General features: G+C 71.5%; 12 protein-coding genes and 1 pseudogene. 7 read left to right on the top strand and 6 right to left on the bottom strand.

Going from position 1 to position 13,551, the window contains the following annotated elements; all coding sequences use genetic code 11:
* The 5 genes and pseudogenes from UG55_RS09015 to UG55_RS09030 all read right to left on the bottom strand — a co-directional run.
* Positions 1-413, bottom strand: a 413-nt coding sequence (locus tag UG55_RS09015; RefSeq protein ID WP_199865086.1) for an SAM-dependent methyltransferase, incomplete at its 3' end; no start/stop codon positions are given.
* Positions 414-663: 250 nt separating this feature from the next.
* A partial coding sequence (katG, locus tag UG55_RS09020; protein ID WP_242424043.1) for a catalase/peroxidase HPI occupies positions 664-2,419 on the bottom strand: 1,756 nt, incomplete at its 5' end.
* A 1-nt stretch (position 2,420) separates the two neighbouring features.
* Positions 2,421-2,901 (bottom strand): annotated as a pseudogene (locus UG55_RS34315) (peroxidase family protein); the annotation flags it as partial.
* Between the two features lie 194 nt (positions 2,902-3,095).
* Positions 3,096-3,527: a Fur family transcriptional regulator gene (locus UG55_RS09025; RefSeq protein WP_066065686.1), complete on the bottom strand. Its 432-nt coding sequence runs from the start codon at positions 3,525-3,527 to the stop codon at positions 3,096-3,098.
* A gap of 295 nt (positions 3,528-3,822) precedes the next feature.
* On the bottom strand, positions 3,823-4,677 hold the full coding sequence (locus UG55_RS09030; RefSeq protein ID WP_066065688.1) for an SAM-dependent methyltransferase: 855 nt from the start codon (positions 4,675-4,677) through the stop codon (positions 3,823-3,825).
* A 657-nt stretch (positions 4,678-5,334) separates the two neighbouring features.
* On the opposite strand from UG55_RS09030, the gene UG55_RS09035 reads away from it, so the two are divergent.
* Positions 5,335-6,153: a serine hydrolase gene (locus UG55_RS09035; RefSeq protein ID WP_242424044.1), complete on the top strand. Its 819-nt coding sequence runs from the start codon at positions 5,335-5,337 to the stop codon at positions 6,151-6,153.
* 7 nt (positions 6,154-6,160) lie between these two features.
* Here UG55_RS09035 and UG55_RS09040 read toward each other — a convergent pair whose 3' ends face one another.
* Positions 6,161-7,198, bottom strand: coding sequence for a zinc-binding dehydrogenase (locus UG55_RS09040; RefSeq protein ID WP_199865087.1), 1,038 nt, complete (start codon positions 7,196-7,198; stop codon positions 6,161-6,163).
* A gap of 866 nt (positions 7,199-8,064) precedes the next feature.
* Between UG55_RS09040 and UG55_RS34320 the strand changes: the two genes are divergently transcribed.
* From UG55_RS34320 to UG55_RS09060, 6 genes are all read left to right on the top strand, one after another.
* Positions 8,065-8,544 carry a glycosyltransferase gene (locus tag UG55_RS34320; protein ID WP_242424045.1) on the top strand — a complete coding sequence of 160 codons (480 nt, stop codon included), beginning with the start codon at positions 8,065-8,067 and terminating at the stop codon, positions 8,542-8,544.
* 56 nt (positions 8,545-8,600) lie between these two features.
* Positions 8,601-9,242, top strand: a complete 642-nt coding sequence (locus tag UG55_RS34325) for a GtrA family protein (RefSeq protein ID WP_242424046.1) — start codon at positions 8,601-8,603, stop codon at positions 9,240-9,242.
* A gap of 6 nt (positions 9,243-9,248) precedes the next feature.
* A partial coding sequence (locus UG55_RS09050) for a PA14 domain-containing protein (protein ID WP_242424047.1) occupies positions 9,249-11,562 on the top strand: 2,314 nt, incomplete at its 3' end.
* A gap of 227 nt (positions 11,563-11,789) precedes the next feature.
* Positions 11,790-12,086, top strand: a complete 297-nt coding sequence (locus tag UG55_RS34330) for a galactose oxidase early set domain-containing protein (RefSeq protein WP_242424050.1) — start codon at positions 11,790-11,792, stop codon at positions 12,084-12,086.
* Positions 12,083-12,640, top strand: a complete 558-nt coding sequence (locus UG55_RS09055) for a hypothetical protein (protein ID WP_066065695.1) — start codon at positions 12,083-12,085, stop codon at positions 12,638-12,640. Before UG55_RS34330 ends, UG55_RS09055 begins: the two co-directional genes overlap by 4 nt.
* A 5-nt stretch (positions 12,641-12,645) precedes the next feature.
* Positions 12,646-13,386 (top strand): SCO family protein, encoded by a 741-nt coding sequence (locus UG55_RS09060; RefSeq protein ID WP_066065735.1) that lies wholly within the window; start codon positions 12,646-12,648, stop codon positions 13,384-13,386.
* The last annotated feature ends 165 nt before the right edge of the window (positions 13,387-13,551 follow it).

The raw sequence follows: 13,551 nt of genomic DNA on the forward strand, positions 1-13,551 counted from the left end.
TCCGGGGTGCTGGTGAGCAGGGCGCGGGCGTGCACCAGCACGATGGGGTCGTTGTCGACGTAGACGATCCGCGACTCGGGCGCCACCTGCTGGACGACCTCGTGCAGGTTCGGCGCGGTCGGCAGCCCGGTGCCGATGTCGAGGAACTGCCGGATGCCGTGCTCGGCGGCCAGGACACGGGCCATCCGAACCATGAAATCGCGGTTCGCCCGCATGGACGTCGGCAGGTTCGGCAGATGCCTGGTGAATTCTCCGGCCGCCGTGCGGTCGGCCGGGAAGTTGTCCTTGCCGCCGAGGATGTAGTCGTAGACGCGGGCCGAATGCGGGACGTCCGTTCTGAGGTCGACCTTCGACGGTGTCCAGCCCGGTGCCGCCGGACTCCTGCCCCAACCAGCGTCGTCGCGGTCAGTCACGACCACCCCAATCTCGGATACCGTCCGCTGCGGACGGTACTTATGCTTTTAGCAGACTCGGCCATAGCCCGGACGGGCGGTATCGAAACCCGGGTCGTGTTCGGTGCCNGCCTCGTTGATGGCCGGTAAATGCCCTGGTCAGCGCGGTGGATGCCCGCCGGCCGGCGATTTCGGCCGGGCGCGGGAGGACGTCGTCCAGGTGCCCGGTGGCCCAGCCGCGCGGCTGGGCCACCCGCAATCTCCCGGCAGATCAGGCGAGGTCGTAGCGGCCGAGATTCATCACCTTCGCCCAGGCGGCGACGAAGTCGTGGACGAACTTCTCCCGCGCGTCGTCGCTCGCGTACACCTCCGCCAGCGCCCGCAGTTCGGAGTTCGACCCGAAGACCAGGTCGACGCGACTCGCCGTCCACCGCGGCTCTCCGGTCGCGACGTCCCGGCCCTCGAAGACATCCGCGTCGTCGGCCGTGGGCGCCCAGGCCGTGCCCAGGTCGAGCAGGTTGGCGAAGAAGTCGTTCGTCAGCGTGCCCGGGGTGGTGGTGAGCACGCCGAGCGGCGACTGCCGGTAGTTCGCGCCCAGTACCCGCAGGCCACCGACAAGCACCGTCAGCTCGGGCGCGCTCAGCGTCAACAGGTTCGCCCGGTCCACCAGCAGGAACTCGGCCGGCAGCCGGTGGCCCTTGCCGAGGTAGTTGCGGAACCCGTCCGCGGTCGGCTCCAGCGGGGCGAACGACTCGGCGTCCGTCTGCTCCGGCGTCGCGTCGGTGCGCCCCGGTGTGAACGGGACCTCGACCTCGACCCCGGCGTCGCGGGCCGCCCGCTCGACGGCGGCACCACCGGCGAGCACTATCAGGTCGGCCAGCGAGATCCGCTTGCCGTCGCCGCGCGCGGCGTTGAAGCTCTCCTGGATCTCCGCCAGCGTGCGCAGGGCCGCGGCCAGCTCCGCCGGCTCGTTCACCTCCCAGCCGCGCTGCGGCTCCAGCCGGATGCGCGCCCCGTTCGCCCCGCCGCGCTTGTCACCGCCGCGGAACGTCGACGCGGCCGCCCACGCCACGCTGACCAGCCGGGACACCGGCAGACCTGCCGCCAGCACCCGCGCCTTGAGCTCGGCGACGTCGCCCGCGTCGACCAGCTCGTGGTCCACCGGCGGAACCGGGTCCTGCCAGATCAGCGTCTCGCCGGGCACCTCCGGGCCGAGGTAGCGCTGGATCGGACCCATGTCGCGGTGCGTCAGCTTGAACCAGGCCCGGGCGAAGGCGTCCGCGAACTCGTCGGGATGCTCCAGGAAGCGCCGCGAGATCCGCTCGTAGACCGGGTCGAAACGCAACGCCAGGTCCGTTGTCAGCATGGTCGGCGCGTGCGCCCGGGCGGCATCGTGCGCATCGGGGACGGTCCCCGCGCCCGCGCCCTCCCTGGGCTTCCACTGGTGCGCGCCGGCCGGGCTCTTCGTCAGCTCCCACTCGTAGCCGAAAAGGATCTCGAAGAAGCTGTTGTCCCAGGTCGTCGGCGTGTTCGTCCAGATGCCCTCCAGGCCGCTGGTGATCGTGTCGCCGCCCTTGCCGCTGCCGAAGCTGTTCTTCCAGCCCAGGCCCTGCTCCTCCAGCGGCGCGCCCTCCGGCTCGGGTCCGACGTACTCGTCCGGGTCGGCGGCGCCGTGCGTCTTGCCGAAGGTGTGGCCGCCGGCGATGAGCGCCACCGTCTCGACGTCGTCCATCGCCATCCGGCGGAACGTCTCGCGGATGTCGCGGGCCGCGGCGAGCGGGTCCGGGGTGCCGTTCGGGCCCTCCGGGTTGACGTAGATGAGGCCCATCTGGACGGCGCCGAGTGGCTCCTCAAGCTGCCGGTCCCCGGTGTAGCGCTCGTCGCCGAGCCAGGTCTGCTCCGGGCCCCAGTAGACGTCCTCGTCGGGCTCCCAGACGTCCGGGCGGCCGCCGGCGAAGCCGAAGGTGGTGAAACCCATCGTCTCCAGCGCGACATTGCCGGCGAGCACCATCAGGTCGGCCCAGGAANGCTTCTGGCCGTACTTCTTCTTGACCGGCCACAGCAGGCGCCGGGCCTTGTCCAGGTTGGCGTTGTCCGGCCAGCTGTTCAGCGGCGCGAACCGCTGCTGGCCGGCCCCGGCACCACCGCGACCGTCACTGATCCGGTACGTGCCGGCACTGTGCCAGGCCATCCGGATGATGAACGGTCCGTAGTGCCCGAAGTCAGCCGGCCACCATTCCTGGGACGTCGTCAGCACCTCGGCGATGTCCCGCTTGACGGCCGGGAGGTCGAGCGTCCGGAAGGCCGCGGCGTAGTCGAAGTCCGCACCGAGCGGGTTGGCCGCGGGCGGGTTCTTGGCGAGGATTCTCAGGTTGAGCTGCCGGGGCCACCAGCCGCGGTTCCCGCCACCCTCCGTGGGATGCGGCGCGCGTCCGTGCGCGACCGGGCAGCTCGCGGTGTTGCTTTCGGTGGCCGTCGGGAAGACTTCTTTTTCCTGGTTCTCGGACATGCGGCCCTCCGGGCGCAGGATGGATCGGGGTGGATCGCGTGATGGTTTCGACGCAAAGGGTGATGGTGTGATCGATCGCTGAATCGGCCGATCGGCCGATCGGCTGATCGGCTGATCGGCTCGTCCGGGCTGATCGGTTCGCCGGGCTGAGTGGTTCGCCCGGGCTTCGGGTGCGATCGGCGGGGTGGGTTCGGTCAGGGACTTTCGGCGGCGGTGCAGCCGGGGCACAGGCCCCAGTAGACGACCTCGGCCTCGTCGATCGAGAACCCGTGATCGTCGGACGCGGTGAGGCAGGGTGCCTCGCCCATGGCGCAGTCGACATCCGAGATGGCGCCGCAGGACCGGCAGACGACGTGGTGGTGGTTGTCGCCGACTCGCGACTCGTACCGGGCAACCGAGCCGGCCGGCTGGATGCGCCGGATCAGGCCCGCGTTCGTCAGCACCCGCAGCGAGTCGTAGACGGCCTGGTGGGACGCATCGGGGAGCGCCGCACGCACCGCACCGATGATCGCTTCGGTGTCGGCGTGCGGATGAGCGTGGACCGCGCCCAGCACCGCCACCCGGGGCCTGGTGACGCGCAGGTCGGCCCCCCGCAGCATCTGCTGGAACTCCACGGGCGCCGTCATGGGTAGTACCTTCCACCGTTTTCCTGAACGAGTCAAGAAAGCGATGCAAGATCTTTCCGGCCGGCCCGGCCGGTGTCCGCCTCGGGCGCCCGCCCGTCCGATCGCGGGCACCGCGGAGCCCCGCACACCCGCACCGCGGTTCCGCGGAGCCGGTCGGTCCGAGGTCGCGGTTCCGCGGAGCCGGTCGGGCCGGTGCGGGCGACCAGGTGGCACGGCGGAACCCCGGCGGGGGCTGGGCCCGCTCCGCCGGATCGGTCGGTACCGGTCAGGGCCGGTCATCCGGCCGGCATCCGGCCTACGGCTTGCGGGCGACCGCGCCGTACATGTACACCTGGCTGTCGTCGTACGTGGCCGCGTCGGCGTCGGGGTGCCAGCGGTGGACGAGGGTGATCCCGGGGTCGAGGAGTTCCAGGCCCTCGAAGAATGCCTCGACGGACTTCCTGTCCCGCGCGGTCAGCGGAATCCCGCTGGCCCGGTAGGAGGCGACGCCCGCGTGCACCTCCTCGGGTGCGAAGTCGGCCGTGGTGGTGGACAGTGCCAGCATGCTGCCCGCCGGGAGCGGGGCCAGCAGTTTGTCGATGACACCCCGCACGATCGCGTCGTCGGGAATGAAGTGCACGACCGCGAGAAGGCTGACGGCCACCGGCTGGTCCAGGTCGAGGGTTTCCCGCAGCTGGGCGGACCCGAGAATCTCCTCCGGCCTGCTCAGGTCGGCGTCGAGGTAGGCGGTGCGGCCCTCCGGGGTGCTGGTGAGCAGGGCGCGGGCGTGCACCAGCACGATGGGGTCGTTGTCGACGTAGACGATCCGCGACTCGGGCGCCACCTGCTGGACGACCTCGTGCAGGTTCGGTGCCGTCGGCAGCCCGGAGCCGATGTCGAGGAACTGCCGGATGCCGTGCTCGGCGGCCAGGGTCCGGGCCATCCGGGCCATGAAGTTCCGGTTCGCCCGCATGGAGCTGGGCAGGTTGCGCAGGTGCTTGGTGAATTCTCCGGCGGCGGCGCGGTCCGCCGGGAAGTTCTCCGTCCCACCGAGGATGTAGTCGTAGACCCTCGCCGCGTGCGGAACGTCGGTTTTCAGGTCGACGTCCAGCGGTGTTCCGTCCGCCGCGGTGAGTCCGTGGTCGCGCGCGGCATCTTCGTCTGTAGTCACGAATCCCCCGTAGTAGGGCAGGTCGGTGCGGATGGCACCCTACCGCTCACTGTCCGGATTTCTGGGCTGTTTAGGAGGCGGGGGGTGATCGGAGTTCCTCTTCCCCGGATCAAATATCCACAGCGCGCCGCGGGAGGTGAACGCATACCGGGTCGGGCTTCCGGGGCGCGCGGATCCGGTTATGCGTTTCGGTGGCCGCGGGCGGGTTTTCCGGCGCGTTCCCGGCCCGGCCGCCGGCCTGCTCGGCCGGCCCGGGCGTCAGTGCCGACGCCGGTGCTGATGCCAGTGCTGATGCCGGTGCTGACCAGGGCTTCCGCCAGCCGGCGGGCCGGTCGCGCGGGTCGGTCAGGCGGCCTGGGCGCCGGATCGCCCCGACCCCGGGCGACCTGCGGAGGGCCGCGGGCCGGGTTCCCGGCGGGGACGTAGGCCGGCGATGCGCGTGGATCTCCCGAGGAAGCCACGAAGCGCAGCGTTATTGATGCTCACCGTGAGTAGTAATTTACACGACTTAATGCGGAGGACTCAGCTGGTCGAGTTTTCCGTCCGTAGACATCTGGCATGGCTGGAAGGCAGCGTTCCGACAGGGATGTCCGTACCGGTGAGGTCGTTCGACGGGCTCGACGGGTTCGGTGGGCTCGACGACGTATCGCGGCTGTCGTGGGCACCGTCGCGGTGTTGTTGACGTCCACCGTGACCATCGCGGCGCCCGCGTCGTCGGCGGCGGGAACGCCGTTGGCTGGCGGCGGCACGGGAGTCACCGCGAGCGACCTGGCGAGGCAGTTCCGCTCCTATCTGGCCGGGCGGCCCGGCGCGGTCAGTGTCGCCCTGTACGACGCGACCAGCGGCCGGACCGTGGTCAGTGGCAACTCGACCCGCACCGGGTGGGAGACGGCCAGCACCGTCAAGCTGGACATCCTGGCCGCGCTGCTGTCGAAGACCGGCAAAAGCGGCACACTGACCGCGGCGCAGACGGCCCTGGCCAAGAAGATGATCTCCGTCAGTGACAATGCGGCCGCCAGCCAGCTGTGGAAGCAGGCGGGCGGGAGCGCCGGGATGAACGCCTTCTTCCGAAAGCTCGGAATGTCCGCGACCACGGCGGGCGCCGGTGGCAAGTGGGGGCTGACGAAGACCACGGCACGGGACCAGCTCGCCGTCCTGCGTGCCATCGCCTACCCCAACTCGACGCTGTCGGCGGCGGCTCGGGCCACGGCCGCCACGTTGCTCGGCACCGTCGTCTCCTCCCAGCGGTGGGGTCTGACGGCAGGTGTGCCGGCCGGCGTCACCGTGCGGATCAAGAACGGCTGGCTGCCCTACGGCGGCGGCTGGGTGATCAACAGCCTCGCCCACGTGCATGGCAGGGGGCGCGACTACGTGATGGCGGTCTACACCCGGAACAGTGCTACCGAGAGTACCGGTATCGCCACCGTCAAGGGCCTGTCCCGGATCGCCTGGAACGCGGGGCCGGTGCGGGGCTGAGGTGCGTTCACGGCCGGACGAGGACCTTCAGCGCCGCGCGGGAGTCCATGGCGCGGTAGGCGTCGGCGACGCGGTCGAGCGGGACGGCCTGGTCGAAGACCCTGCCGGGGTTGATCCGGCCTTCGAGGACGTCGGGCAGGGCCTGCTCGATGTAGGCGCGGACCGGCGCCGGCCCGCCGGTCAGGGTGACGTTCTTGTTGAACAGCGAGTCGGTGCCGACCGGTGCCTGCTGGTACTGCGGCACCCCGACCCGGGAGATGACCCCGCCCGGCCGGACCACGCCGTATGCCTGCTCGTAGGCCGGAAGGTGCCCGACGGCCTCGAGAACGACATGGCTGCCCTCGCCGCCGGTGAGGTCGCGGACCTTCGCGACGCCTTCCTCGCCCCGCTCGGCGACGACGTCGGTGGCGCCGAACTCACGCCCGAGGTCGGTGCGGGCCGGGTGCCGGCCCATCAGGATGATCCGCTCGGCGCCCATCCGCCGTGACGCCAGCACCGCGGAGAGGCCCACCGCGCCGTCGCCGATCACGGTGACCGTCCGGCCCGGGGCGACCCTGCCCAGGTGCGCGGCGTGCCAGCCGGTCAGGTAGACATCCGACAGGGTCAGCAGGGATGGCAGCAGCGCCTCGTCGACGTCCGGTGGCAGTCTGACCAGGGTGCCGGCGGCCTGCGGAACCCGTACGGCCTCGGCCTGGGTGCCGCCGATGCCGGGGACGCCGTACCAGCCGCCCCGCACGCAGGCCGTCTGGAGGCCGTCGCGGCAGAACGCGCAGGTGTTGTCGGAGAAGGCGAACGGGGAGACCACGAAGTCGCCCGGCGCGAGACCGGTGACCTCGGATCCGACCTCCTCGACGACCCCGAGGAACTCGTGGCCCATCGGCAGGCCGTCGTCGGTGGTGGGCAGGGAGTGGTACGGGTGCAGGTCGGACCCGCAGACGCAGGCGAGTGTGACCCGCACGACAGCATCCGTCGGCTCGTGCGGTTTCGCGTCGGCGACGTCCTCGACGCGGACGTCGCCGGCTCCGTACATGAAGGTCGCGCGCATAGGTGGTGGGTACCCCCGTTCGCCGGTCGGCAGCCGATCACGGCCACGCTCCCGAAGGTTGATCATCCGAGGGTGTGACTCTTTGTGGTGGGGTCGGCCCGGCGGAGTGCGGTGGTCGGCCACGGTCGGTGTCGGTTGTGACCACTTCTGTCGGTTCGCCCACAATCCGCGACATCGACAGAATTAATGGCGTGACGACCGGCGGGATGTAACGGTGCTGCTCGGGTACTCCTTGGGCTTGCAGCTAACCGTGTACGTCGTCAGCGAATCGTCGCGGTTGTTGTTGACATCACTTGGTAGCGATGAGGCCTGCTGTTCTTAATAGCTCCCGTGCTACAGTCGCGATGCCTGACGGGCAGGGTGGCGCCGCTGCTGATGCTGGGGGGTTTCCGCACTTGACGCCAACTAGGTAAACCGATTCCCGGTCGCTGGGGTAGCGAGCGCGGCGGCGCCGCGATGTGTGGCGTGGAGCCGCACNCTCCGTTTCCGGCGCTGCGCGGCCGATCGCGCGGGTCAGTAACGTCGCGCAGCCTGGCCGCCATCGACTGGAGGCCAAGGGGGCGGCGGCGTCGTCCTGCGTGAATCTTCTCTCCTGGCGCGAGGATGCCGGTACGTCCGTACCTGTTCTCGGTCGGGGGTAGGGCGCCTCGGCCGGCGTAAAAGAATCTGCCGTAGAAAATATTATCGATTTTGACAGGCCACCGACTGGGGGATCGGTCCATGCTGGCCACGCTGCATTTAGCTCCGGTCGGAGCCGCATGATGAAAGGGTCCGGGGCGCCCGGCGGCGAAATAGATGTGGCACGCCTGCTGCCGCCGCCGCGCCGCGCGACGTCCGCCGTTCCATCTGTTCCAGCTGTTCCAGCCATGCGCGCGACACCCGAGGCTCCGGCCGAGCGCGCGACGGCGCCAACCGCGCCGGGCGAGCCGCCGGCCCTGTCCGTGATCGTGCCGACCCGCAACGAGGCTCTCAACATCGCCCCGCTGCTGCGCCGGCTGGAAGCCGCGCTCGACGGCCTGACCTGCGAGGTCATCTTCGTCGACGACTCCGACGACGAGACCCCGGCGGTCATCGCGGCCGTCGGCGAGACGTCCCGGATATCGGTGCGCCTGCTGCATCGCGGCCCGCTGGAGCGCGTCGGCGGCCTCGGCGGCGCGGTGCGCGAGGGCATCCGGATGTGCGCCTCGGCCCACGCGGTGGTGATGGACGGCGACCTCCAGCACCCGCCGGAGAGGGTGCCGGCGCTGCTGGCCACGGCCCGGGAACAGGCCGCGGACGTGGTCATCGGCAGCCGGTACATCCAGGGCGGGAGCGCACACGGGCTGGCCGGCCGGGCTCGCGGCTGATCTCCTCGGGATCGAACCTCGCCGCCCGCCTGGCGTTCCCCCGGCGCCTGCGGGGCGTGTCCGACATCATGAGCGGCTTCTTCCTGCTTCGGGTGCGGGCGTTCGACGTCGACGCGTTGCGGCCCGACGGTTACAAGATCCTGCTTGAGCTGCTGATGTCATCCCGTGACCTGCGTGTGCGTGAGGTCGCGTACCGGTTCGCGGAGCGCCAGACCGGTGCGTCCAGCGCGTCGTTCGCCCAGGGCATGCGGTTCGCGCGCCGGCTGTTCGCGTTGCGGGTGCCGCGGCCGGCGCGGTTCGCGATCGTGGGCTTCTCGGGCCTGGTGCCGAACCTGGCGAGCACCTGGCTGCTGCACCACGCGGCCGGCCTGAACTACGTGGTCGCGGCGACGGTGGGCACGCAGGTCGCGATCGTCTGGAACTTCGTCGGTTGCGAGCTGCTGGTCTGGCACGGCGGCCGGCGCTTCTCGCCGCGCCGCCTCCTGCCGTTCCTGGTGATCAACAACGTTGATCTGGTGCTGCGGCTCCCGCTGCTGGCGCTGCTCGTCGAGCGCTGGGGCCTCGGCGTCGGCCTGGCCACCCTGATCACTCTCGCGGCCGCGGTGGTCGTCCGGTACGTCGCCGTGGACCGGACGATCTATCGCTCCCGCGTCGACCGGGGCCCGCGGCCGAGCCCGAGACCGACCGGGGTGGAGTGAGCTGAGATGAGCGTGGATCCGTGCCGGTCCGGCCAGCGCCGGGCAGCTCAGGGATGGACCAGTCGGGGCCGGCGGATTGTGCTGGTCCTGCTGGTGGTGGCGTTGGCGGACTTCGGTGCGCTGACGCTGCTGGCATCGTCGGCCAACGCCCTCACCTGCCCGGCCGGGCAGTGGGCCGGAGACTACTTCGAAGGCACGGAACCGACCGGAACACCGGTCGACGCCCGGTGCGACAGCCAGATCTACTTCGACTGGGGGGACCAGGGGCCCGGCGTGGGCGACCTCGGCCCGGACGACTTCTCGGTGCGCTGGAAGCAGAGCATCAGCTTCCCCACCACCGGCACCTACACCTTCACCGCCATCGCGGACGACGGGATCCGGGTCCGTCTCGACGGCGAGACCGTCATCAACGGCTGGGTCGACCAGGGCCCGACCACCTACTCGGCGCAGCCGTTGATCACAGCCGGTGAGCACGAGGTCGTCGTCGAGTACTACGAGCACGGCTGGGGCTCCGTGGTCGCCTTCGACTGGTCCGGAGACCCGCCGCCACCGCCGTCCTGCGAGCCCGGCGAGTGGGCCGCCGCCTACTACGGCGGACGGACGCTTTCGGGCACCCCGACCCAGCAGTGCGAGGCCGCCGTGGACCACGACTGGGGAGGCGGTGCGCCGGGGGTCGGCGCGCTCGGCGCCGACAACTTCTCGGTGCGCTGGACCCGCACCGAGACCTTCCAGGCCGGGCCGGTGACGTTCACCGCCACCGCCGACGACGGGATCCGGGTGTACCTGGACGACGTCCCCGTCATCGACGAGTGGCGGGACCAGGGCCCGACCCCGTTCACCGTGGACGTCGACGTCACCGCCGGTGAGCACACCGTCCGGGTCGAGTACTACGAGGCCGGCGGTGACGCGCTCGTCCGGGCCGGCTACGCCGCGGCCCCGACCGGCGGCGATCCCGGTGATACCGGTGAACCAGGCGATCCCGGTGAACCGGGCGTGTCGTGCACGTCGATCCAGTGGGCGGCGGCCTACTTCGACAACACCACGCTCGCCGGCGCGCCGGTCACCGAGCGCTGCGAGTCGTCGCTGAGCCGTGACTTCGGTGAGGCCGGCCCGGGGGTGCCCGGCATCGGCGGGTACGACTTCTCCGTCCGCTGGCTGCGCACCGACCTGTTCCGGGGCGGTTCCACGACCTTCTCGGTGACCGCGGACGACGGCGTGCGCATGTGGCTTGACGACACCGTCGTCATCGACGAGTGGCGGGACCAGGGAGCGACGCTCTTCACCGCGACCGTCCCGGTCACCGCCGGCCCGCACACCGTCCGGGTCGAGTACTACCAGGGCGGTGGGGGCGGGCTCGTCCGGGCCGGCTACACCGGTGGCGGCGCGCCCGGCCCGCTGCCACCGCCACCACCCGGCGGCTGCACCGCCGACTGCCAGGGCTCGTGGACGGTGCTGCCCTACGAGGCGCCGGTCCGCTCGATCCACGCGACCGTGCTGCGTACCGGCAACGTGCTGCTCGTCGCGGGTTCAGGCAACAACGAGACGGACTTCGACAACCAGGCGTTCGTCTCCAAGGTCTGGGACCCGGTGGGCGGCACGTTCGCCGACGTGCCCACCGCGGACGACCTGTTCTGCGTCGGCCACACCCAGCTTCCCGACGGTCGGATCCTGCTCGCCGGCGGGACGGCGGCCTACCCCACGGCCACCGAGAACTACTACGGCCTCGACCGGACCTACATCTTCGACCCGATCGCCGGCACCTACGAGATCCTCGGGGACATGCCCGGCGGCGGGCACTGGTATCCGACCCTGGTCAGCCTCGGCAACGGCGACGTCTTCGCGACCGGCGGGCTCAACGAGTACGGCTCGGGCAACGTCTCGGTCGAGATGTGGGACACCGCCGGGCGCCGGTGGAAGGCGCTCAACGAGGTCCAGCAGACGTACTCCTACTGGGGCCTGTACCCCAACATGATCCTCATGTCGGACGGCCGGCTGTTCTACGCCGGCACCCACACCTTCGGCAACGCCCTGCCCGGAACCTCCGGCTCGGAGATCTACGACGTGGACACCGGCACGATCACCGAGGTCGCCGGCCTGCGTGACATCGACTTCCGGGACCAGGGCGGCAGCGTCCTGCTGCCGCCGGCGCAGGCGCAGAAGGTGCTGACCCTGGGCGGCGGGAACACCTACAGCCCACTGGACCCGACCGCGAAGACCGACATCATCGACCTGAACGCGCCTGACCCGGCGTGGACGCCGGGCCCCGACCTCGCCGCGGGAAAGATGTACGTCAGCCCGGTGATCCTGCCCGACGGCAAGGNCCTGGAGACCGGTGGCGCCCGGCACAACTACAACGAGTACGCGGTGCACGAGGCGTCGCTGTACGACCCGGTGACGAACACGTTCACGCCGGTGCCGGCCGATCCGCTCAACCGGATGTACCACTCGTCGGCGTTCCTGTTGCCCGACGGCCGGGTCGCGGCGATCGGCAACAACCCCGCGGACGGCTCCTTCGACCTCGGCATCTCCGTGTATTCGCCGTGGTACATGTCCCGGGACAGGCCGGCGGTCTCCGCCGCCCCCGCGCAGTTCGACTACGGGCAGAGCTACGACCTGACCGTGAGCGGTGACATCGGCCGCGCCACGCTGATCCGCCCGTCCTCGGTGACCCACTCCTCCGATTCGAACCAGCGCAGCGTCGACCTCACCGTCACCGGCACGGGTACGACGATCTCGGTCGCCGTGCCGAGCAACCCGAACCTGGCACCGCCCGGTTACTACATGCTCTTCGTGCAGGACTCCGCGGGTGTCCCGTCAGTGGCGCGCTGGGTGCACGTCGGATGAGCGGGGAACCCGAGGGCCCCGCCCGCCGGGCGCGCCACCGGGCCGCCCCCCATCGGGCGCGGATCCTGCTGGCGCTCGGTGCGGTGATACTGGTGGCCGGCGGGCTCACGGCCGTTCTGCTGGTCCGCGGCGGGCCGTCCACCGATGCCGGTCTGGGGGCGGAGCGGAGCCGGGCGGCGGGCGGCCCCACGGCCGGCGGCACCGGCCCGGGCGGTGGGGCGCCGGCCGGCGGCACCGGCGCGCGGGACGCGGTGCCGGTGGTCCAGCTTCCGGTGCCGGTGGGTAACCAGGACCTGAGCGGCCGGGTGCTTCCGCGCGGCAACGGCAGTCCGTCGCCCGTGCCGCCGGGCGTCGACGGCTGTGACCGCAACTATGCCGACGCCCGCGCAGCCCGCGCCTTCTGCGTTCCCCGGGTCGCCCCGGCCGGCCGGACACTGGACTGCGCCTTCCTGCGTGACGTCGGCATCGCGCCGCTGCGGATCGTCGGCGCGGACACCCTCGGGCTGGCCGGCGCGGGACGCCCGGCCGGGCCCGGCGACGTGGTCTGCGAGTGATGGCGATGAGCGAACCGTGCGGCGGGCACGGATGGCAGCGGCGCGGGTACGGGCGGCGGGAGGCGCTCCTCCTCGCGCTCGCCGGTACCCTCGCCCCGCTCGCCGCGGGCTGTGGCAGCGGTGCGTCCGGCGCCGACTCGGCCCGCGCGGGCGTGCTGAGTGGCGCCGCGGGCAACACACCGACCACGGCGACCTCGGCGACCGCGGGCCCGGCGGGGGAACGCTGGCACGGGACGGTTCCCGCCCGCGGCCATCGCCGGCCGTCGTTCACACTCGTCGACACCGCCGGGGCGTCCTTCGAGTTCGCCACCGTGACCGCCGGCCGGCCGACGCTGCTCTTCTTCGGCTTCACGAACTGCCCCGACGTCTGCCCGACGACGATGGCCGACATCGCGGCCGCCCGTTCGCTGGTCCCGCCCCGGGTCGCCGACGCGGTGCGGACCGTCTTCGTCACCACCGACCCGGCCCGGGACACACCGGCTGTCCTGCGGCGGTGGCTGGACCAGTTCGACAGCGGGTTGATCGGGCTGACCGGTGATCTCGCCGGGATCGACGCCGCCCAGCGGGCGGTGGGGGTGCCGCTGGCGGTCCGACCGCCCGCGCCCGCCGGCTCCGCCTACAGCGTGGCGCACGCCTCGCAGGTGGCCGGGTACGGCACCGACGACCGGCTGCGCGTCCTCTACTTCGCCAACGCGACCGTCGCCGACTACGCGGCTGATCTTCCGGAGCTCGCTGATGCCCGCTGACCACGACCTGCTGCCGGCGGCGTCGCCCCGGGATCCGGGCGACGGCCCGAATCCGGCGCAGCCGCCCGCGCCCGGCTCTGCTCCCGGGCCNGGCTCTGCTCCCGGGCTCGGCTCTGCTCCCGGGTCCGGGTCCACCGGGATCCTGCGACCGGTGCGGCACCGGCT

It is taken from the genome of Frankia sp. EI5c (assembly GCF_001636565.1).
Taxonomy (GTDB): domain Bacteria; phylum Actinomycetota; class Actinomycetes; order Frankiales; family Frankiaceae; genus Parafrankia.